The sequence below is a fragment of the Cohnella sp. genome, from assembly GCF_041641335.1.
Classification (GTDB): Bacteria; Bacillota; Bacilli; order Paenibacillales; family Paenibacillaceae; genus Cohnella.
Genome location: NZ_JBEPYQ010000040.1, coordinates 1 through 21925 on the forward strand (window position 1 = coordinate 1; position 21925 = coordinate 21925).

At 55.2% G+C, this 21925-nt stretch carries 19 protein-coding genes; 11 read left to right on the forward strand and 8 right to left on the reverse strand.

Annotated features, from left to right (window positions below; translation table 11 throughout):
* From ACESLM_RS14685 to ACESLM_RS14695, 3 genes are all read right to left on the reverse strand, one after another.
* A partial coding sequence (locus ACESLM_RS14685; RefSeq protein ID WP_372632323.1) for a hypothetical protein occupies positions 1–372 on the reverse strand: 372 nt, incomplete at its 3' end.
* A gap of 116 nt (positions 373–488) precedes the next feature.
* Positions 489–2243 (reverse strand): ABC transporter ATP-binding protein, encoded by a 1755-nt coding sequence (locus tag ACESLM_RS14690; protein WP_372632367.1) that lies wholly within the window; start codon positions 2241–2243, stop codon positions 489–491.
* Positions 2244–2248: 5 nt separating this feature from the next.
* Positions 2249–4000: an ABC transporter ATP-binding protein gene (locus tag ACESLM_RS14695; protein ID WP_372632324.1), complete on the reverse strand. Its 1752-nt coding sequence runs from the start codon at positions 3998–4000 to the stop codon at positions 2249–2251.
* Between the two features lie 201 nt (positions 4001–4201).
* Between ACESLM_RS14695 and ACESLM_RS14700 the strand changes: the two genes are divergently transcribed.
* The 8 genes from ACESLM_RS14700 to ACESLM_RS14735 all read left to right on the forward strand — a co-directional run bounded on the left by ACESLM_RS14700 (position 4202) and on the right by ACESLM_RS14735 (position 14323).
* Positions 4202–5245 carry a helix-turn-helix domain-containing protein gene (locus tag ACESLM_RS14700; RefSeq protein WP_372632325.1) on the forward strand — a complete coding sequence of 348 codons (1044 nt, stop codon included), beginning with the start codon at positions 4202–4204 and terminating at the stop codon, positions 5243–5245.
* An 85-nt stretch (positions 5246–5330) separates the two neighbouring features.
* Positions 5331–6374: an AraC family transcriptional regulator gene (locus tag ACESLM_RS14705; protein WP_372632368.1), complete on the forward strand. Its 1044-nt coding sequence runs from the start codon at positions 5331–5333 to the stop codon at positions 6372–6374.
* Between the two features lie 53 nt (positions 6375–6427).
* A complete protein-coding gene (locus tag ACESLM_RS14710) occupies positions 6428–7867 on the forward strand; it encodes an MATE family efflux transporter (protein ID WP_372632326.1) in 1440 nt (479 codons plus the stop codon).
* A gap of 94 nt (positions 7868–7961) precedes the next feature.
* The gene (locus ACESLM_RS14715) at positions 7962–8573 is read left to right on the forward strand and encodes an MptD family putative ECF transporter S component (RefSeq protein WP_372632327.1); all 612 of its coding nucleotides are present in this window, start codon (positions 7962–7964) and stop codon (positions 8571–8573) included.
* Positions 8570–10408: an ABC transporter ATP-binding protein gene (locus ACESLM_RS14720; protein ID WP_372632328.1), complete on the forward strand. Its 1839-nt coding sequence runs from the start codon at positions 8570–8572 to the stop codon at positions 10406–10408. Before ACESLM_RS14715 ends, ACESLM_RS14720 begins: the two co-directional genes overlap by 4 nt.
* Positions 10405–12147, forward strand: a complete 1743-nt coding sequence (locus ACESLM_RS14725) for an ABC transporter ATP-binding protein (protein WP_372632329.1) — start codon at positions 10405–10407, stop codon at positions 12145–12147. The genes ACESLM_RS14720 and ACESLM_RS14725 overlap by 4 nt, the downstream gene beginning before the upstream one ends.
* Positions 12144–12839 carry an energy-coupling factor transporter transmembrane component T gene (locus ACESLM_RS14730; RefSeq protein WP_372632330.1) on the forward strand — a complete coding sequence of 232 codons (696 nt, stop codon included), beginning with the start codon at positions 12144–12146 and terminating at the stop codon, positions 12837–12839. Before ACESLM_RS14725 ends, ACESLM_RS14730 begins: the two co-directional genes overlap by 4 nt.
* Positions 12836–14323 carry an ABC transporter ATP-binding protein gene (locus tag ACESLM_RS14735; protein WP_372632331.1) on the forward strand — a complete coding sequence of 496 codons (1488 nt, stop codon included), beginning with the start codon at positions 12836–12838 and terminating at the stop codon, positions 14321–14323. The genes ACESLM_RS14730 and ACESLM_RS14735 overlap by 4 nt, the downstream gene beginning before the upstream one ends.
* A gap of 24 nt (positions 14324–14347) precedes the next feature.
* On the opposite strand, the gene ACESLM_RS14740 is transcribed toward ACESLM_RS14735, so the two are convergent.
* The 5 genes from ACESLM_RS14740 to ACESLM_RS14760 form a co-directional block, all read right to left on the reverse strand.
* Entirely contained in the window at positions 14348–16054 is a 1707-nt protein-coding gene (locus ACESLM_RS14740) for a GMC family oxidoreductase N-terminal domain-containing protein (RefSeq protein WP_372632332.1), read from the reverse strand.
* Positions 16047–16706 carry a hypothetical protein gene (locus ACESLM_RS14745; protein WP_372632333.1) on the reverse strand — a complete coding sequence of 220 codons (660 nt, stop codon included), beginning with the start codon at positions 16704–16706 and terminating at the stop codon, positions 16047–16049. The genes ACESLM_RS14740 and ACESLM_RS14745 overlap by 8 nt, the downstream gene beginning before the upstream one ends.
* A gap of 132 nt (positions 16707–16838) precedes the next feature.
* Complete coding sequence (locus ACESLM_RS14750; RefSeq protein ID WP_372632334.1) at positions 16839–17633, reverse strand: GGDEF domain-containing protein; 795 nt, start codon at positions 17631–17633, stop codon at positions 16839–16841.
* Positions 17630–17983, reverse strand: coding sequence for a hypothetical protein (locus ACESLM_RS14755; protein WP_372632335.1), 354 nt, complete (start codon positions 17981–17983; stop codon positions 17630–17632). The genes ACESLM_RS14750 and ACESLM_RS14755 overlap by 4 nt, the downstream gene beginning before the upstream one ends.
* Positions 17984–18029: 46 nt before the next feature.
* Positions 18030–18869: an EAL domain-containing protein gene (locus tag ACESLM_RS14760; protein WP_372632336.1), complete on the reverse strand. Its 840-nt coding sequence runs from the start codon at positions 18867–18869 to the stop codon at positions 18030–18032.
* A 228-nt stretch (positions 18870–19097) separates the two neighbouring features.
* Here ACESLM_RS14760 and ACESLM_RS14765 point away from each other — a divergent pair, with 228 nt between their 5' ends.
* The 3 genes from ACESLM_RS14765 to ACESLM_RS14775 are packed head-to-tail and all read left to right on the forward strand — an operon-like array spanning position 19098 to position 21886.
* Entirely contained in the window at positions 19098–19406 is a 309-nt protein-coding gene (locus ACESLM_RS14765; protein ID WP_372632369.1) for a PadR family transcriptional regulator, read from the forward strand.
* A gap of 57 nt (positions 19407–19463) precedes the next feature.
* Entirely contained in the window at positions 19464–20675 is a 1212-nt protein-coding gene (locus ACESLM_RS14770) for a chromate transporter (protein ID WP_372632337.1), read from the forward strand.
* Positions 20621–21886 carry an HD-GYP domain-containing protein gene (locus tag ACESLM_RS14775; RefSeq protein WP_372632338.1) on the forward strand — a complete coding sequence of 422 codons (1266 nt, stop codon included), beginning with the start codon at positions 20621–20623 and terminating at the stop codon, positions 21884–21886. Before ACESLM_RS14770 ends, ACESLM_RS14775 begins: the two co-directional genes overlap by 55 nt.
* The last annotated feature ends 39 nt before the right edge of the window (positions 21887–21925 follow it).

A 21925-nucleotide genomic window follows, 5' to 3' on the forward strand; every position in this document is an offset into this window, starting at 1 on the left:
TATTTGCTCGTATACATCATTCAATTCTTTATAAGAATATTCAACGTAATGAACCTTTATTTTCGAGATATCAATATTTAGTTCTGTTGGAGCAACCCCCGTTACCAAGTTAATATTCAGAACTCCGCGATCGTCAAGATACGCCCCTGCGAACCTATCGGGATGATTTATTCTTAGTTCATATACAAATCTAAGATTATCCCCACCCGGTTGAGAAAAACCTTGTTCAAATTCGTCCTTAAACAAATTATCCTCCTCCGGTTGGGGAAATCCCCCGCCTGATTCCGGTTTAAATTGGTTTTGAACAAACCATAAAACCACGATAAGGGTAAGAACGAGAATAACTGTGAGGCTTAATTTGTTAATCTTCAACGCCGTTCCCCCATTTTATTGCAGGATCCCAACAACGTTTACATTATACCTGCATAGTCAATCAAAACGCCAGCATACAATCATTTTTTGCACCGCATCCCGGGACGGCCGACGAGTCAGGCCGGTCCGGATTCGGCGCCCGCGGCGATCTTCCAGCTGCGGGCCGTCTGCCGCTTGTGCCACAGATTTGCGTACGGACCGGCCTGCCGGATCAGTTGGTCATGCGTCCCTTGCTGGACCAGTCGGCCGCTCTCCATAACCAGAATCTGGTCGGCGTTGCGTATAGTCGACAGCCGATGAGCGATCACGACAAGCGTTTTATCCTTGACCAGCTCGCTGATCGCTTGTTGAATATGCTTTTCGTTATCGGGGTCGACGCTGGCCGTCGCCTCGTCCAGCAGAATAACGGGCGCGTCCTTGAGAATGGCCCGGGCAATGGAGATCCGCTGCTTCTCGCCGCCGGATAACGTTCCGCCGCCTTCTCCGAGCACCGTGTCGTAACCGTCCTCGAGCGCCATAATAAAATGGTGGCACCTTGCCCTCTTGGCCGCCTCCACCACTTCTTCATAGGAGGCATCCGGCTTGCCGAATTTGATGTTGTTGAAAATCGTATCCTTGAACAGATAGACGTTTTGAAAGACCATGCTGATATTCCGGAGCAGACTGTCGCAGGTCATCCGTTTGACGTCCACGCCGCCTACGAGCACCTCGCCCTGACGGACGTCCCAAAATCGTACGATCAAGTTGGCGATCGTGGTCTTGCCCGAGCCGGACATGCCGACAAGGGCGGTCATGCTCTTCTCGGGCACCTGGAAGCTGACGTTTTTCAAGATTTCGTTTTCCTCATAGGCAAATGTAACCTTCTTAAACTCGATATCGAAACGGTTCAGCCGGATATCTTTGCCGTCTTCGTCGATGATGACCACGGCGGTCAACCGCTCATACCGATTGAGCGCCGCTTCCATGACCCGGATCAGGCTGGTCAGGGTGGCCAGCGACTTGACGGGGATGTACATATAGAAAACATAAACGAGCAGCGTGAGCATGACCGACATCGCCATGCTGCCGCTCTGAAAGAAGCTGGCCGCCATAAAGACCGTCAGAGCCGTGGAGAAGGAGAACCAAGTCTGATACCGAAAACTCGGCGGCGCGAATTTCTCCTCGTAGTCGACGGCATGATCGCGGGCACTGCCGATCGCCTCTTTTACCGCTCTGGCCTTGTCTCCTGTCAGGTTCAGCGATTTGATCACCGGGAGGCCTCGCACATATTCGAGGACGGCGGAAGTCAGCTTGGCCTGCTCCCGTTGCCGGATTTCCGAGTGGCTTTTGCCGACATGCTGCAGCCGTTCCAGCGCAAGCATGGCCAGGGCGGCCAGCGCTACAGCGGCCAAGCCGATGCGCCAGTCCATCGCGAGAAGAACCGCGCATCCGATTGCCAGGCCGAGATAACCGTTAATCACCTTGTCCATCGCGCCCATGCCATGCTCCTCGATAAACAACAGGTCGATGGATACCGCGGAGGTCACGCTGCCGAGATTGCCTTCCGTGAAATAGCTCATCGGGAAGCGCTTGAAGCGGTCTCCGATACGGATTCTTTCCCGGGCGCAGACGTCATATCCCGCGCCGCTCTGCAAGGCGACAAACTGACGCCGCAGCAGGCATCTGGCGAGAACGGCGGCCAGCATCGCGCCGCCGCACAACCAGACATCCGAGGGGGCAAGCGCGTTGTCCGCGATTCTTGTAAAGAGGAAGAGCACGGCAAAAATAGGCACGTTGGCCAAGAGGCTTTCGAAAAAGCTCAGGACAAAGGCGAGTTTGATTCTGCCCGAATACTCGCCCGCGAGGGTCAGCATTCTGAAGATAAATCGCATCACTTTTATCGGCTCCTTTCCTTGACGTTAAGATCCCAGTCCATCGATTCCATGTGCGCCTGCCACATCGTTCGGTAAATAGGCGAAGCGGCCAGCAAATCGGCATGCGTCCCCTGCGCGGCAATTCGACCGCGGTCCATTAGGACGAGGTTGTCGGCATCCGCAACCGTGGACAGCCTGTGCGCAATGACGATCAGCGTTTTGCCTTGAATCAGGCCGTTCAGCGCGGCTTGAATGCGGTCCTCGTTCTCCGGATCGGTCGCGGAGGTCGCTTCGTCCAGCACGACGACGGGCGCGTTCTTCAGCATGGCGCGGGCAATCGAGAGACGCTGTCGCTGTCCGCCGGACAATTTATCGCCGGCATCGCCGACAACCGTCTGGTACCCGCGTTCGGTTTCCATAATAAAGTCATGGCATTGCGCCAGCTTGGCCATGGCGACGACTTCGTCGTCGGCGGCGTCCTGCCTGCCCATCCGGATATTTTCCATAATTGTCGTATTGAACAGGAAAACATCCTGCGAAACATAGCTGATCGTCTTCATCAGCGTTTCCATGGACATCTCCCGGATGTCAACGCCTCCGATGGCGACGGCGCCCTCGTTGACGTCCCAAAACCGAACGAGCAGCTTGGCCAGCGTAGACTTGCCGGCGCCCGATTCTCCGACAAGCGCCGTCACGGCGTTTTCCTTTGCCGTGAAGGACACATCCCGAATGACGTCCAAATCCCCGTAAGCGAAGGTCACATGGCGAAACTCGACCGTATAGTCCTTCGGCGCCGAACGGATCGCGCCTTTCGCGAGCTCCGGTTCCTCGAACAATCGTTCGATCTTTTGCGCTTTTTGCCGGAGCGTCGGGAGTATCGGCAAAAACTCCACGAGACGGATCAGCGGCGCTCCCATGCTCATGGCCAACAGGATAGCCATGACGAAGGCGCCGAGCGACAAGGTGCCGTTCGTGTAGAACCAAGCGCCGCCAGGCAGCAGGAACAGCAAGGTGGACGGCAGGACAATGCTGTAGACGGTCATATAGTTCCATGACACTTGATACCAGTCGAGCGCGAACTTCCGATAGTTTTCCACGGACGTCCTGTATTTTTGAAACGACGAGGTCGTCTGGTTAAAGACTTTGATGACTTCCATACCGGCGACGTATTCGATGATGTTGTCGTTCATCTCTTGGGAGGCCTGATAATACGGCCCCATTCTTTTCATGCCGTCTTTGACCATCAGAACTACCGCAAGCAGACCGATCGGCAAGACGGCCAGCGCGAGCAGCGCCATGCGCCAGTCCAGCGCGAACATCGTTACGGAGATAACGGTCAGCATAAGCAGGTTGGAGATGCCTTCCGGCACGGCATGGGCCAACATCAGTTCCATATCTTCGATGTTTTCGACGAAATTTTTTTTCAAGCTGCCGGTACTATGCCTGCTGACCGCACCCATCGGCATTTTTCTCAATTTGTCGGCCAGTCGAGTGCGCATGCCCATCAACGTATCGTAGGCGAGCTTGTGAGAGGCTGACATCCCCTTGTGAAGCGTTTGCGTTCTCAGCAGGAGGCTGCCCAAAATTAATCCCGCCACGATGCCGAGGTAGGCGAGGGAGAGCGGCTCGTCCTGCATAAAGCGCATGATGATGAGGTAGATCAAATAATAGGGGACTATTCCTAGAAGGATACTAATCGTAATGTACGCGACGGCCGCGTACATTTTCTTTTTGAACTGCGCGACATAGGTATAAACGTGCAAAAATTCTCGCATGGGCATCTCTCTTTCAAAAGTGATCTTTACGCGGCTTGCTTATCCTTCGGCGAGATAGTAGATTCGGGATAACGGATTAACGATAGCGAAGTCGACGGATTTCAGCCTACTTGTTCATGCGGCTTGAGGTCAATGCCATCGCCGGCCGTTCGTCTCCGGCGGGTACAGATTTGTCCGGTTCGGGCAGAAGGGGAGAGGAACATGAAAAATATCAAGAAGGACCTGTTCGAGGCGTTCTTGGTGCGATACGGGTTTCATCGCGAGGAGGGCCGGGAGGCTTCCAGTCGGGAAGGCAGCCGCTACGCCCTTTCGGGCGAAAAGGGAAAAGGCTACTACTGGGTGTATACCTATGAGAATCTGTTTGCCATTTCGGTGCTGAACTTCGTGATCTACGAAGATTTTCACATGGAGTATCCCCAGCCGGACTATATTAGCGTCAGCTGCTACGACTCCGTGTCCGGAGAGGAGCTCCAGCCTTACAAACGGTTATCCTGCTCGCGCATCAAAGGCCACATCGGCGCGGGCAATGTGTATCGGGCGATCTACCATCGGAACATTCCCATCCGCTGCACCTCGATCATGCTTATGCCGGACTACTACAGAGACTATCTGCAGACGCGCTATCCGGGCGAATACGAGGATCCGCGGGAGGCTTTCCTGAGCGTCGACGGTTCCGCCGATTTTCCCGAGCTGATGATCCTGCTCGGACAAATCAAAAACTGTCGGCTGACGGGACTCTCGGCCAAGCTGTTCTACGAGAGCAAGGTGGCCGAAGCGGTCTCGCTGATCGTGCACAAAACGAAGGAGTCTCGGAAGGCACGCCTGCCCGAGCAGGTATCCGTCCAGGACCTGAAGCATCTATCCTCGGTCAAGGAATACATGGACGAGCATTTTGCCGCCGATCTGCAATTGGGGACGTTGGCGAAAATCGCTTGCATGAGCGCGACCAAGCTAAAGACGACCTTCAAAAAGGCGTACGAATGCACCGTATTCGAGTACCTGCTGAGCAGGCGCGTGAGTCGCGCGGAGCAGCTTCTCGCCGGTACGGATATCAGTATCCGGCAAATCTCGCGGATGGTAGGCTATTCCAAGGCCAGCAACTTCTCCAGCGCTTTTCGCAGGCAAACCGGGTTACTGCCCAACGTGTACCGCAAGATGACTGTCCGGCGATTCCAAGGGGAGGACTCTCGCGATGCGGAAACGCACGATCCGAAAGTTTACTTAGGGAAAAACATTTGCCAATAGGAAAAATATCTGTATATACTTAAACCGTGAAGGCCTATGACGGAATGAGAATTCCGGATCGAAGCGGAGGAGAATCGATTTGAAGGTGCAAATAGGAACGAAAAATTTGGAAGGGATTTTCGACGAATTTAAAAAAGTGGCGCCTCGGTCCGCTCTGCAGACGGATCAAGACGTGTATTCGATTCCGGAGAGGGCCGGGGAAGGGACTTATCAACGGACTTGCTTGCGAAGCGGAATGGAAATCAGTTGGTTCGACGCGAATTTCCGCGACGCGATCTCCTTGGATGTCGACGTCCAATATCCTCATTTGGAAATCGCGTATACCTGGGAAGGACAAGGGAGCTGGGAGCAGTCGGGCGACTCCCGCAACTACGCCTTAACCGCAGGAACTTCCTCGCTCCTCTATATTCGCGATGACAAAGTACATGCCGAACTCTCTCCACGAGAACGCATGCTGCATATGGAAATACGGATGGACATGCGGTGCTTGAATATGCAACTGCCCGAGCTGAGCCGTTTGCTGGAAAGACGCTTTTTCTGCCGCCAAACGGCGGGAGCGCCTCAAATTCGGCTTATCGCGGAGCAAATGAAGCAATGTCCGTACTCCGGTTCGCTTCGAAAGCTGTATCTGGAAGGGAAAACGTTCGAGCTGCTGGCCATTCATTTGGACGATGCGGGCATAGAAAGGCAGCCGACCGTATCCAAACTGACGGCCGGAGATATTCGCTGTCTCTACGAGGCGAAGGAGATTTTGTCGCGCAGGTGGAGGCAGCCTCCCGGTTTATTGGAGCTGGCCAGATTGTCCGGTCTCAACGATTACAAACTCAAGCTCGGTTTTAAGGAACTGTTCGGGACGACGGTGTTCGGCTATGTGCGCGGAATGCGCATGAACGAAGCGCGCAAAATCCTCGAACAAGGGAGAGTCGGCGTGAACGAAGCCGCGATTTTGGTCGGCTACCATAATTTCAGTCACTTCGCCGCGCTGTTCCGTAAAACGTATGGCTACAACCCCAGCGAAGTCAGGAAAGTGGCCGGGATCGATCCCGGCCAGGCCGAGAGATCAGAAAATCCGTACAGCGTTATGAATAATCCGTTTCCTGGTAGAGAGGAGCGCCGTTTGCATGAATAATAAAACCAGCCGCCGCTGCAATCGTCCGAAAAAAAACGTCCGATGTTCTCTAGTTGAAAGAAAAGGAGCGGGATGGTTTGAAGAGGAGCATTCAAGGAAACGAGGATGAAAAGGAACGTCAAAAGCGCTTCATCCTGAACGGAAACATGTGGAAGGTCATGCTGGAAATATCGTGGCCGGCCATCCTTGCGATGGTGCTGTATGGTCTTAACGCGGTAATTGCGGCCGCGTTCGTAGGGCGTTACGTCGGAGAAATCGCGTTGGCGGGCGTTTCGGTGGCATATCCCTTGACGCAGATCAGCTTAGGCATCGGCTCGTTGATCGGAGTCGGCGCCGGGTCCGCGCTAAGCATGGCGATCGGCCGAGGAGACGTAAAAACCCAACATCGACTGATGGGGAACGTCAACGTTCTTACTGGGATTGCAACGGTCGTTTACATGGTATTCGGGCTGCTTTTCTCGACGCAGCTGCTGAAGATGGTGGGCGGGGAAGGCGAAGCCTTGCTGCTGGGCGACCAATACTTCAGGATTACCGTTATCGGGGCTTTTTTTTGGATCTACGGCCTGGCGGCTAATATGATCGTGAGAGCCGAAGGCAAGATGAAATCGGCGGCAGTTGTAATGGGGATTGGATTGGCGGCGGACATCTTGGCCAACTACATCCTGGTCGCAGTTTTGGATCTAGGCGTGGAAGGGGCTGCTTGGGCAACGAATATTGGGATGACGGTTTACACGCTGCTCGGGCTTATTTATTTCGGCAAAGGATTTTCCTCGTTCAAAACAAGAGCGTTCTCCCTTCGCGCGGATGCAGCCGCCGTCAAGTCCATCGTAGGCCTGGGGATGTCTTCTTTCATCATGATCGCGATGAGTCTGCTGCAGGCTGTTGTCGTATTCAACGCGCTTGCCCGGCATGGCACCGTGTTCGACGTTGCTCTTTACGGCGCGATCTACCGATTGTTCACGTTTCTGCTTACGCCGATTTTTGGACTGATGCGCGCCCTGCAGCCGGTCATCGGCATGAATTACGGAGCCGGACAGTATGAACGCGCGATAAGCGCCTATAACCTGTTTTCGCTGGCCTCCGCCGTGTTGACCCTGCCTTTTTGGATCGTTTCATTGGCCGCACCGGATTTTGTTCTGTCGTTCATGCTGCCCGATCAGGTGTTTACGGAAACCCAATTGATGTACTTCCGAATTTACATGGCGATTTTACCGTTTCTGTCGCTGGTATTTATGGCTATGACCTTTTTCCCTGCCATTGACAAAGGTAAACCCGCGGCTGTAATCGGGATGGCCCGGCAATTCGTTTTTTTCGTGCCGGTTATGCTTCTTTTGCCCGAATGGATCGGTGTCGCCGGCGTTTACTGGGGCTCGCTCGGAATTGACGCCATCATTGTGTTATGGACCGTGATCATGGTGAAGAAGCAGTTCAACGTTTTCCGAACCGGGATAAGCGCGTCGCTATCGAAACCACGAAAGACGACAAATTTTTAGATTGCAAGAATGAGAGTTGTTCGTTAAAATCGTAATTATTACAATTATTATTGAGAATAATATTCATTCTAAAATGGATGTGGAGGCGTGTCTGATGAAGACCAAACTGCAAACGAAAGATTTTATCTTGATCGGAGTATTCAGCATTTTGATTTATGTTGTCAACGCGATCGTCGGTTTCGCCTTGACGCCCGTCATGGCGACTGCAGCGATGCCGCTCATTTCCGGCGTTTGCCTGTTTTTCTCGGCGGTCGTGTATTTGATCATGGCGATGAAGATCGGCAAGAAGGGGGTGCTGCTCCTGCTCGCGATCGTGACGGGACTCTTCTATACGATTATGGGCGTGCCGCTCATGCTCCCGTTCTTCGTCGTGGCGGGACTGATCGGAGAGGCCACGCTCGTATCCGGCGACGGCAGCCAATATCGGCGCCTCGCGCGGCAAGCGATCGCCTATGCCGCGTACGGAGCGCTGTTCGGATTGGGAGCCTACGTCACCGTCTATGTGTACGGCAGCGACTACCTGGAGAGCATGTATTCGGCGGATATGCGCGAGCGCATGCTGTATTTCGCTTATTCGCCGGCATGGATCGCGGGAAGCATGGCCTTTTCGTTCGGGATGAGCGTGCTCGGCAGTCTGTTCGCGGCCACGCTGCTGAACCGGCATTTCGTCAAAGCCGGTATGGTAAGGAAGGCGGAGCCCCGATGAATTCCCGTTCCGAACTGTCAAGCTTGATTCGGATCGCCGGCGAGAAGAAGGGGCTGCTGCTGACGGCCGGTTTGTTTTCGGCCGTGTCGAGCGTGCTGCAAATCGCGCCCTTTCTCGCGGTGTATCGCATTATCGAGGAATTGCTGATGCATGCGGGGGATCCGGCGGGGGTCGACAAGGATTTGATCCTGTTCTGGGGGCTGGCGGCGTTGGTTGCCTTGATCGCCGTGCTCGCGACGCTGTACATAAGCGGGATGTGTTCCCATATCGCCGCCTTCGATATCCTGTACCGGCTGCGAGTGCGGCTATCCGAGCATGTCGCCAAGGTGCCGATGGGCTACCATACGCGAACGGCCACCGGAGAATTGAAAAAAATCATCGAGATCAGCGTCGAAAAGATCGAAAAGTTCATCGCGCATCAGCTGCCGGATGTGGTGAGCGCCGTTATCATGCCGCTGCTTCTGCTCAGCTACTTGTTTTGGCTCGATTGGCGAATGGCGCTTGTGCTGCTCGTTCCGATAAGCGTCGCCTTTTGGCTGCAAGCCCGTATGTTCGCGAGCGAGGCCAGCCGACAAGCCTACCGCGACTTTCAGTCGGCCGTAGAGGAGATGAATGCGACCGGGGTGGAGTACATCCGGGGCATGCCGGCCGTCAAAGTGTTCGGAATTACGGCGGATTCGTTCCTGACCTTCAAGCAGGCGGTCGACCGGTATCGCGATATTTCACTGCGCATTACGGACATTTGCAAGACGTCCTACAGCCTGTTTTTCGTAATCGTCGTTTCGTTGTTCACGTTCGTCGTTCCCGTCGGTCTGCTTCTGATGAGCGGCCGGCCGGGCGATCAATCGTTCGCCATCACGTTTATCCTGTTTCTGATCGTGTCTCCAAGCCTGTCGGTTCCGCTGTTGAAAATGCTCTATTTAGGCAGCGGGCTGAGGGAAATCGCCGAGGGCAACAAACGCATCGAGGCGGTATTCGCGGAGCCGGTCATCGCCGAGCCCGCTGCCCCGCGGATTCCCGACACGTACGATGTCGCGTTCGAGCAGGTGAGCTTTGCTTATGAGAAGGAGATCAGCAAAGACTTCAAGCCGGTGCTGAAGAACGTCAGCTTTCTGGCGCGAGCGGGGGAAATGACGGCGCTCGTCGGACCTTCCGGCGGCGGGAAGTCGACGATCGCCAACTTGCTGCTGCGGTTCTGGGACGTGCAGGAGGGCGTCATCTCGATCGGAGGCGTGCCGATTCGCGGCATCGGAACGGAGAAGCTGATGGAGATGGTGTCGTTCGTGTTCCAGGACGTGCACCTGTTCTACGATACGATCGAAGAGAACATCCGCATGGGCAACGCGGCGGCGACCAAAGCGGAAGTCGAGGCGGCAGCCAAAGCCGCCTGCTGCCATGCGTTCATCGAGAAGCTGGAGCATGGATACGAGACGAAGATCGGCGAAGGCGGCACCTACTTGTCCGGCGGGGAGGCGCAGCGGATCGCGATCGCCCGGGCGCTGCTCAAGAACGCGCCGATTCTCGTGCTCGACGAAGCGACCGCGTACGCCGATGCCGAAAACGAACACCTGATCCAGCAAGCGCTGGCCGAGCTGGTCAAAGGCAAAACCGTCCTGATCATCGCGCACCGGCTGTCGACCATTCGCGCGGCGGAGCAAATTCTCGTCGTGAATCAGGGCGAAATCGTCGAGCGCGGAACGCATGACGAGCTGCTCGGTCGCGGCGGGCTGTATGAGCGGATGTGGCAAGCCCATGTCCGGGCGGCTTCCTGGAAGCTGGCTTCGGAGGAGAAACGCGCGTCGCGGCCGATGGCCGCGGAGGGAGGGCGGAGATGATGAACTACTTCTACAACATTTCCGGGGGAGACGTTCGCGGCTTGCGGGCTCCGATAGCGGCCGCCCTGCTCGATGGCATCGTCAAAGTCGTTCCCGCCGCGCTGGTCGTCGATCTGTTCAATACGGTCTACCGGTCGTTCGCGGATCCGGCGGAGGGCCTCGACACCGGCCGAATGTGGTTCGTTTGCGCGTTCATGTTCGTCTGGCTTGCCGCGATGTACGCAGCTTATGCCTCGCTGTACGACAAAACGTACCGGGTGGCCTATAGCCTGGCGGCATCCGGACGGCTTCGGCTGGCCGATCACATCCGCCGGCTGTCGCTCGGATTTTTCGGAAGGCGCGATCCGGGGGATCTGACCAATCTGCTGCTGAGCGATTATGCGCAAGTGGAGCATACGATTTCCCACAACGTGCCGCAGCTCGTCAGCGCCGTCATGCTGCCGGCGTTGTCGCTTGCCGCGCTGCTGTTCGTCGATTGGCGGATGGCGCTAGCCATGTTCGTCGCCGTGCCGTTCGGCGCGCTGCTTCTGTGGGCGACGGATACGATTCAGGCGCGCCTGAGCGAACGGCATGTCCGGGCCAAGAACGAAGCCGCCAGCCGGCTGCAGGAATATTTGGCCGGCATTTGCGAGATCAAAGCCCACAACCTGGGCGGGCAGCGGTTCGAACGGCTGCGCCTGTCCTTCGATCGGCTGAGAAGCGCCTCCATCCGCCTGGAGGGGGTAATGGGGCCGATGATCATGGGGGCGATGCTGCTGACCCGCTCCGGAATGACGCTGATGATCGGCGCAGGAAGCTATTTGCTGGTCGGCGGATCGCTGTCGCTGCCCGTCTTCCTGCTATTCCTGCTGATCGGCAACAAGGTGTTCGAACCGCTCACCGTCGTCCTGATGAACTACGGGGAGATGCGGTATTCCGCCTACAGCGCGCAGCGGATTATGGACGTCCGGCAGGAGGCGCCGATGCGAGGAGACGCGGCGGCGGAGCCCCACCGGCCGATTGCGTTCGACCGCGTAACGTTCGGCTACGATCCGGACTCGCCGGTGCTGAAAAACGTATCGTTCACGATCGAGCCGAATACGATTACGGCGCTGGTCGGGCCTTCCGGGAGCGGCAAGAGCACGGTGGCGCGGCTCATTGCGCGGTTTTGGGACGCGCAGGAAGGAACGATCGCGATCGGCGGCGTTCCCGTCCGCGACCTCGATCCGGAGAAGCTGCTGGCGGATGTCTCGATGGTGTTTCAAGACGTGTACTTGTTCCAGGATACGATAGGTAACAACATTCGCATCGGCAGGATGAACGCGACGCAGCAGGAAGTGGAGGAGGCGGCGAAGCGCGCCTGCTGCCACGACTTCATTTCCAGGCTGCCGCAAGGCTACGATACGCCGGTAGGCGAGGGCGGTTCGACGCTGTCCGGGGGCGAGAAGCAGCGCATCTCGATCGCTCGCGCCTTGCTGAAGAACGCCTCGATCGTGCTGCTGGACGAAGCGACCGCGTCGCTCGACCCGGAAAACGAGGAAGCCGTGCAGAGGGCGATCAACGAGCTTGTCGTCGACCGGACGGTTGTTCTGATCGCGCATCGGCTGAAAACGATTCAACACGTGGACAACATTCTCGTGCTGGATAAGGGCGAGCTGGCGGAAACGGGCACGCACGACGAGCTGCTCGCCCGGCAGGGGCTGTACGCGAATTTGTGGCGGCTGCAGCAAAATACGGACGGGTGGAGGATTAAACCGTGAGCAGGCGCCTCGGATTCGACCCCCGCATCCAACTGCTCGTCGTGGCGCTTACGACAGCGGCCTCCATCCTGGGGGAGCTTCGGACGTTCCCTTGGCTCATCGGCGCCGTCGCTTTGTATTTGGCAGCCCAAGGGATCTTCAAGCCGACGATCTATTTTCTGCTGGCGGCCGCGTGCCTGTATGCCATTTATGTCTGGAGCCCGCCGGAACCGTCAGGGCTTTGGACGGTGGGCGTGTTTTTCTCCCTGCTCGGCTTGCGTATGCTGCCTGTGCTGATGGCGGCCGTGTCGCTCGGAAAAGCGCCCTCGGGTCAAATGATCTCCGCGCTCCGCGCCGTTCGTCTGCCGATGGGGGTGCTGATCGCGCTGGCGGTCGGCTCGCGTTTCCTGCCGATCCTGAAGCTGGAACAGGAAGCGATTCAGACCAATGCGAAGCTGAGAGGCGTATCCGCCGCTTCTCCGCGCAACTGGCTTCGTCCGCTGCGCACGTTCGAGTATACGATCGTCCCGCTGCTCATGCGCAGCTTGAAAATCGCGGATGAATTGGCCGCTTCGGCGGCAACCAAAGGAATCGATCATCCAGGTGTCAAAACGAGCCTCTATCCCGTCGCCCTCCGGCGGAGGGACATTGTCGCGCTGCTCGTTTATGCCGGTTGGTTGGCTGTCGTATGGGGATATGGAGGGTGGTTATGAAGCCGCGCGTCATCGTGGATATCCGCAATGTTTCTTTTCAATACCAGAACTCCCGCGAACAGTTGAAGCAGGTGAGCCTGTCCGTTCGGGAAGGCGAATGCGTCGTTGTGACGGGGCCGTCGGGCAGCGGGAAGACGACGCTGACCCGGCTGGTCAACGGCTTGATTCCGCATTTTTACGAAGGGAGGCTTTCCGGCACGGTTGAGCTGGACGGCGGCAATGCGGGGGACCTCGAGTTTTCGGCCATCGGGCGCCTCGTCGGCAGCGTGTTCCAGGATTCCCGGAGCCAATTTTTCGCTTCGATCGTGGAGGAGGAAATCGCCTTCTGCGGCGAAAATTACGGGATGGATGCGCGGGTGATCCGCGAGCGGGTGGACCGGCTGGCGGAAGAAGGCGGGATCGCGCACTTGCTGCGCAGCGAGGTGCATAAGCTGTCCAGCGGCGAAAAGCAGAAGGTGGCCGTCGCTTCCGCCAGGCTGACCGAACCCGCCCTGCTCGTCATGGACGAGCCTTCGGCCAATCTCGATATGCCGGCCACCCGGCAGTTGGCCGAGCTGTTGGCCGCGCTCAAGGCCGGCGGCAAAACGCTGATCATCGCCGAGCATCGGCTGTACTACTTGCTTCCGCTGGCCGACCGGATCGTCTACATGCGCGACGGCGAGATCGCCGCCGAATGGACGCCGACGGAGCTGCTGGCCTTGTCGCCGGAGGCGCTCGACGAATACGGATTGCGCTCCCCTGTTGTAGGTCCGTGTCTCCCGGATGCGGTGGAGGGGAGAGCAGGGGAACAACGAATGGCTTTGCGGCAAGTCGCGATAGCGCCCGGCCGATTCCGGCGACCCGTGCTCGAGGAAGTCGACTTTGCCTTGAGGGCCGGTGAAGTCGTCGCGATTGCGGGACCGAACGGGACGGGGAAAACGACGCTCGCCAAGACGATTTGCGGGCTGATTCGGGAACGCTCCGGAACGATCGCAATGGGCGGCCGGCCGACGAAAGCCAAAGATCGCTTGCGCAAGCTGTGGTTCGTGATGCAGGACAGCGATTACCAATTGTTCGCGGACAGCGTGCTGAAGGAAACGATGCTGTCCCATGAACAGGAGGAGGGGGCTCCGGAAAGGGCCGAGCGCCTGCTCCAAGAGCTGGGCTTGTGGGAGCTGCGGGACCGTCATCCCGCGTCGCTGTCCGGCGGGCAGAAGCAGCGCCTCGTATTCGCCGTCGGCTTGATGAAGCGTCCCGATATGCTCATTCTGGACGAGCCGACCTCGGGCTTGGACGGCCGCAACATGCGCCGCGTCGTGAAGCTGATTCGCCGAATTGCCGATACCGGCGTGACGGTGCTGATCATCACCCACGACCATGAGCTGGTGTTCGGCGCTTGCGACCGATTGCTTTTTTTCCGGAACGGCCGGCTGCAGGCTGAAGTGCCCGTGGAAAGCGGACATGCCGCCGAGGCGATGCGTCTCATAGAAACGACGACCGCTTAGCCGTCACGTCTCAGAGCGATCGCGTTATTGGAAATATTTCAAGGCCAGCTTCTCTGCCGTTCGAGTGGCAAGCGCCTGCGTCGTCAAGGTCGGATTCGGTCCGCCGATTCCATTAAAGTGCACGCTGTTGTCGGCGATGAACAAGCGATTGACCTGATAGGCTTCGCAGTTCGCATCGACGACATGGCCCATCCGCATCGTGCTCTCGAGATGAAGCATGAAGCTGAAGGGCGTATCCGATCGGATAATCGTTTTGGCTCCGGCCGCCTTCAGCGTTTCGCAAGCGTATCTGGCCAATTGATGGCGCCTTTCCAACGTTTTTTTGCTGGGCGTGTAGGAAATAACCGGAATCGGACCGTTCTCGTCTCTCAACACCGGATCGACCTCCACCCGGTTGCGGTAAAGCGTTTCGTCGTCCGTCAGAAGCAGATACGTCATCGTGCGGGAATAGTTCAACATTAACTCCTTAAGCGCCGGACCGACAACCCGTCCCCGAATGTCCCACGGCTCTCCGGAGTCCGGAGGGTTTACGCCGGCGTATCCCGCTTCGCTGAAGCCGTATGTCAAGTAGGACATCAACCCCGGACTCAGACAGGAGACCTGGAAGATTCCGGTTCCCGGGACATCGACTCTGGCTCCGGACGTGTGTCCAACATACGGAAAAACCGCTGGTTTTCCCAAGATGCTCATGAGTTCCTTCTCGTCGAATACGCCTGCCACCCAGTCGAAACAATGGTTGGTCAGCCCTCTTCCAACCCATTCGTTGTAAGGCAGCTCGGAATTCAGCCAAAGGCGCGGCGTTTCGATGCAGCCGCCTGCCATGACGACCGCTTGGGCCGACAGCTCTCCGACCTCCCCCGTCCATGTATCCCGGAATTGTACGCCAGTCGCCCGAAGCCCTTCCTTCGGGTCCTGCGCGGTCAATATTTTGATAACATAGGAATTGGGCCGAATCGAGACGTTGCCCGTCTTGAGAGCGAGAGGGACGTAGCTGACATGGGTGCTTCGTTTGGCGATTTTGTCGACCGAGGGACCGACGGAGCAGCCGTTGACGCAATGTCCTTTGAGGGTGCATCCTTCCATATTGGACAGCTCTTCCATCGAATAATCGCGATTCATCAGATGCTTGTTGGTCGGAAGGATGGCATTCGGGTTCGGCCGGTAGCCCGGCGTCGTGACATTGAGCGTCGGGTTGAGGCTCCACCCGGCTTTTTTGGCCCCGTAGTAAAACAGCTCTTCTTTCGGAGTGGTCGGAGCGAAGTGCACGGGCAAAGTCGCCTCGACTTTCTCGTAATAGGGGATCAGCGTATTGTAGCTGATCGGCCATATCCCGTCGATCGCCGCAGGAAAAGCGCGCGGCGACTGCGTCCAGTAATGCTGGGTGGTTCCCCCGACCCCGGAAAGCTGCCAAATGTCGCCTTTTTGGCGCATGACCCGGTGCCAAGGCGTGCGCCGACGATCGGCCGGACCGAAGCGAAATACGCCGGACGCTCTGTCGTTCATGTTGTTTTCAAGCGAGTTGTATAGCCGCTTATAGATCCCGACATCCAGATCGTCGTAGCTGGAGCTCCATTCCGCGCCCCGCTCGCTATTCGGGTTTTCCCATTTTTTGTTTCCGTACCACGGACCGGCCTCCAGCACCAGCACGCTTAATCCCGCTTCTCCGAGCTCCTTGGCCGCGACGGCGCCGCCGCCGCCGGACCCGATGACGATTACGTCCGCATCAAACAATGGTGGATTCCCCTCCGTTTCGTTCGATCTTCAACAAATAACCGCTAAGAGCGCGATAGCCTAAAGCAACTCCCGGGTATTCGACCTGCTTCCATCCGTCGGGGAAGTGTTCAAGTTCCCTTTCGTTCGGCGTCGCGAGTCTGCTTGTTCCGTACGCGGACCATTCCGAGTAATAACCGAACATGGTAAGTCTGGTGAGATAATCCACGACGAATCTCACCAGCTCCCCGTTATTTTGATACGGGACAGGCAAGGCTCCAAGATCGCAGATGAGATTTTCCAACATGGAGAGCGTCCGGATCCGATCGGTCGGCGAAAGGGAGGCGAAGGAACTTCCTTGAATAGCTGCTCTTTGAGGATCTTGAGCTTTGCCGGCAGCGATGAATTGAGAGGCGCCGACGTTGAGCAGCGTGGCTGTCGCCGCGGCTTGCGGGATAACGGTTAAGCCCATCCCCATGACAAGGGAAAGACTATGGTCCAGCACCCAGATCAAGTACTCGTGAACCTGAAGCTGGCTGGCGGCATCTGCCTTTATCGAATCGTCCGGTTCCGCTCTCATTTGCTGGTCCCGGCAGATCGCTTCGACCAGTGCCCGAAAGGTCTCGATCAGGAGAGGATCCGCGGATTCGGCGAACGGTTTGGCTTGTTTCACGCGATTTCAACCTTCCGTTAGATGTAGTAGAGATCCTTGGTTTTTGAAATTCGCGATTTATTTTTTCCAGTCCCGCCATTCCTATTCATTGACTCGGAGGATTCGATCGGCGCCCTGCTGAGGCATTTTACATTAGACAAGCGAATTCTGCTTCAGAGAAGTCGATAATAAACTCGCTCTGCTGATCAGTTCCCGAAAAGTCCGAGCGTAAAAGTCGGGAACGGCGTAATCGCTTGCAACTCCGACGGCTGCGGATATTTTAGCGGTTTGTATGACTACGGGTTCGGACAGGGCCTCAATCAGACGCTTCGCTTCGTTATCCTCGCGGCATGTAATCACAACAAATTCATCTCCTGCATACCTGCAGACATAATCCTGTCCGGTCGTAATGGCCCGAAGGCGATTCGAATACTCGATAAGGATATCGTCCCCCACCGGATGTCCGTACATTTTGTTGATTTCGCCGAAATTATTGAGATCGATAAACAGCAGTTGGAAAGAGGTGCCGCGATTCAAAAAATGCTCGCCGATTTGCTGGATATAGGGCGCGCGATACAAACCGGTCAGCGGATCCACGATTCGGTTCAATTTAATTTGAAGAGTCTCCCGGGTGACTATTCCGACGACCTGATTTTCCCGGGTGACGAGCAAGCGCTCAATGCAATGGCGTTCCATCGTTGCCAAGGCGTCCCAAGCAAATTGTTCAGTCGAGACGCTGATCGGGTTAGGGGTCATTGCGTCGGCTACGATGCGATTGGGATGGGAGGAACGGAGATCGCGAGACGTAACGATCCCTATCGTCGTTCCGTAATCCGAGACGGCGAGGGAACCGACTTTGAGTTCATTCATCCTGTCGGATACATATTGCACGCTTCGGTCCGATGAGACCGTATGAACCGGGGATGACATGAATTCCGACACCTTCATTGCAACTCGACCTCCCGCTGAACCGACAGCGAAATTTTCAGTTCGGAACGGAGAACCATGTTGTCGCTGATCAACCGATCCGCTTCCTCCAGAATGATTTGTATAAGCAGATGTTCGTCCAACATTTGCAGAAGGGAATTTCGGATCAAGACCGCTTCAATCTTGGCGTGCTCCAGCTTGATGATCGTAAATTGTTCCGGCGATAGCGCTTGCGCCATACGCTTCACCGCTTCCGGTCCGATCGGCGCTTTTTTTCCAATAATCAATAAATCCTGCATAGGCGGAACTTCAAACTCTGAAATTTTCATAGAGAGCGTTGCTTTTCGGAAATAGTTGATCTTGTCCTGCACCTTGATTTCTCCTTCGTGTTCGGGTGAAACTACACATTCCATAGCCTTACTTTAATCTAGTCGGTTCTCCGAATAAATAGCCTTGTCCGATCTTGACTCCCAATGCTAGAGCGACATCCTTATCTTCCTCTTCTTCGATTCCTTCCAAGATCAGACTGGACTCGTCTTGGCAGTACTCGGCAAATAGCGCGACGACTTTTTGTTTCCTCTTGCACGCACGCAATTCGGCGGAGAAGAATCGGTCGATTTTAATGAAATCCGGCGAGATGTCCAGAATATTTCGGAACGAAGTCGTTCCATCGCCTACATCATCGAGCGCAATCAAGAAACGTTGTTCGCGCAGCAAACGGATCGCAGCTCTGAAAGAAGCGCTTTTCCATAAAACGCCCTCAAAAACGGACTCATTAATCTCAAACACGATTTGCTTTCTACAGGGCTCGACTTGCTTGACCAGGGTGTCGAGAAAATCAATGAACAAAGGCGAAGCCAAGGTTGAAGGGAAAATGTTGATAAACAGCAAGCCCTGTTCGCGCGATTCCGGAGAGCCGAAGTAAGTAGAGACGGCATGGGAGATGGAGTAAGAATCGATTTCGAACAGCTTGTTCTGTTCCATGGCGTGCCGAAATAAAAGGTCCGGGCTTATTTGGGAGTTGCTGCGAAGAAGAGCCTCGTAACCGAAAATGCTCTTTTTGGGGAGCTCATAAATAGGCTGGAAAACATGGTACAAATCGTCTTGAACGATTAATTGTTCGATGTCGGGAATCAACGGCTCCCCTCCTTTGGCATGAAAATGAAAATAAGAAGCCACTCCGAACTGGAGCAGCTTACGCTTGGAAGCAACAAATTCGGCCATCCAGCTATACAAGAGGTCTGTCTTAAGACTCATGGAGTAAGCTCTGCTCTCGCTAAAAGTCCTCGTTATGTACGACAAAATCCTTCTTTATACCCAATTATTCGCCAAAAATCTACCAATCCCTCCCGAACGTGCGTTCTATAAATCGATTTTGCGAAACGGAGACGCGCCTGACGATAATCTTTGTTGAACGGGGTTATCAACTAAGGTATGATAATATCGTTATCCGATATCGATAATCAAAGGTGGTGCGCTTGAATGATGGAGGAACAAATCAATCGAAAGCTATTTCTGGGATTCATACAGATTCACATCCTGCATCATGCCGCTCAAGAAGCGATATTCGGATCGTGGATGCTAGAAGAACTGAAAGAGCATGGATATAAAATGAGCGCAGGAACGCTTTATCCGCTGCTGAGAACGATGGAAATCAGCGGTCTGTTGGAACGGGAGGACCGAAATGTCGGAGGGAAAATCCGCAAATACTATCGGACCACCGAAAAAGGCAATCAGGTTCTCGTTGAAGCGCGCAACAAGGCTTATGAGTTGTTTAGGGAAATCCAAGACTGAATAGGAGTCCGCTTCCTTGCGCGCCCCCAATCTACGGATGAAGGAGTTATCATTGCGATGGAATCGAATCAAGCCGCTGTTCAAGTCCAGCCGAAAGGCAAATGGCGGGCGCTTTTGGAAGTGTTTGGGGTCTCGACCAAGCTGGGATTTACTTCGTTCGGAGGGCCAGTCGCCCACCTTGGTTATTTTCACGACGAATACGTCCGCCGGCGCAAATGGTTGGATGAGCGAAGCTACGCGGATTTGGTGGCGTTATGCCAGTTTCTGCCCGGACCGGCGAGCAGCCAGGTCGGTATCGGCATCGGCGTCATCCGCGCAGGCTTGATGGGCGGTTTGATCGCATGGCTTGGCTTTACGTTGCCCTCTGTCATTGCCTTGGTTTTATTCGCCTTTCTGCTGCAAGGTTTTGATATTGGCGGAGCGGGATGGATTCATGGGCTCAAAATCGTCGCCGTAGCGATTGTCGCCCATGCGATCCTGGGTATGGGACAGAAGCTGACGCCTGACCGGAACCGGGCGACGATCGCGATAATGGCGGTATCGGTTACGCTGTTATGGCAGACGGCGTTCACTCAGGTTTTGCTGATTATTGCAGCGGGGATGATCGGACTGTGGATGTACCGGAATGCGGCCGTTCCGGATGCTCCCAGCCTGCAGGTGCCTGTAAGCCGCGGTTTTGCCGTCTTATGTCTCGTTCTGTTTTTTGGCCTACTGATCGCACTGCCTCTGCTTCGACCGTTATTCGTCGGCGGGCCGCTGGCGCTATTCGACAGCTTTTATCGTGCAGGTTCTCTTGTATTCGGCGGGGGCCATGTCGTGCTTCCCTTGCTGGAAAGGGAAGTCGTGCCCACCGGATGGGTCGGCAGCGAGGATTTTCTCGCCGGATATGGCGCGGCCCAGGCGGTGCCCGGGCCGTTATTCACCTTTGCAGGCTACTTGGGGGCGATGGCGAACGGAATACTCGGAGCCGCGATCGCGACTACGGCTATTTTTCTGCCGGCCTTCTTGTTAATTCTAGGAGCTCTTCCATTTTGGAATTCCTTGCGTGCAAGCCCGAAGGTCCAAGGCGCTTTGATCGGCATCAATGCGGCGGTCGTGGGCATCTTGCTCGCAGCGCTTTATAATCCATTGTGGACCACTGCGATATTGGCGCCTGCAGATTTTGCATTGGCTGCGATTTTGTTTATTATGCTGGTATTCTGGAAAGCGCCGCCGTGGGTGGTCGTTTTGTCAGGAGCGGCAGGGGGGACGATAGTTTCTTATTTATGACTCTGGATACAGGCGACTGGATGTCAAAAGACCGTCAGGTCCCGGTCATTGCGGCATTACTGAACAATGGCTATAATCACAAAAGACAGACATCATTCAACATGGAAGTGAAAGTGATGAGACTTGTTTCGACAATGAACTGTGTCGAAGGAATGGAAATCGCGAAACCGATATTTACGGACAGCGGTGTCGTATTGCTGGGCTCGGGAGTCAGATTGAATCAACGAATCATTAAAGCGCTTCTCGATCGTAATATCGGTATGGTTTACGTCAGAGACAAGTCGACCGATGATTTGGTGATTCAGGATACGATTCCGCTTGAAATGCGAATGGAAGCAACTCATGCGATCAAAGAAACGTTTGTCGGGATGGCGAACTTCGATAAAAAATATACGAGAACCGTAAATTACATGCATCTGGACAAGCTCCAAAATGTGTTTAAAAGCGTCATCCGGGAGTTGAAAAATTCCAAAAGCGAAATGAATCTGCTCATTAACGCTTATGCGCATGACAATTATCTTTTTTCCCATTCGGTTAATGTTACGATCTATTCGCTGTCGATGGCGATAAAGCTTGGCATGGACGATAAAAAACTGACGGAAATCGCGATGGGCGGCATTTTGCACGATATCGGGAAGACCAAAATTCCGCAGGAGATTTTGAACAAGCCCGGAAAGCTTACATATGAAGAATACGAGATTATCAAGAAACATCCGGAATATGGATTTGAAATCTTAAGAAACGAATCATCAGTGTCGCTTCTGACCGCGCACTGCGCTTTCCAGCATCACGAGAAGCTGGATGGAACCGGATATCCCAGGGGGATAAAAGGAGACGAGATTCACCCCTGCGCGAAGATTATGGCGATCGCAGACGTGTTTGACGCGATCACTTCCCTCCGCAGTTACCGTAAGCCGCTTCTTCCCCACGAAGCGCTGGAGATTGTTTTCGCCGGCGCGGGCACGCACTTTGACTATGATTTGGTCCAAACGTTCCGCACATCCGTCGCTTCTTATCCCATTGGAGTTACTGTGAAGCTGAATACGGGAGAAACGGGAGTTGTTGTCCAATATATCTATAACGCCCCCGGACGCCCTGTCGTCCGAATCATCAAAGATCCGAACGGCCAGGAGCTGTCGAATCCTTATGAATTGGATCTTTCCAAACATTTGACCCTGATGATTATTGCGTGCGATGCGATAATGGGGTAGACGGAAGCAATAATCTAATAACCAAGGAAAAAGGACGAA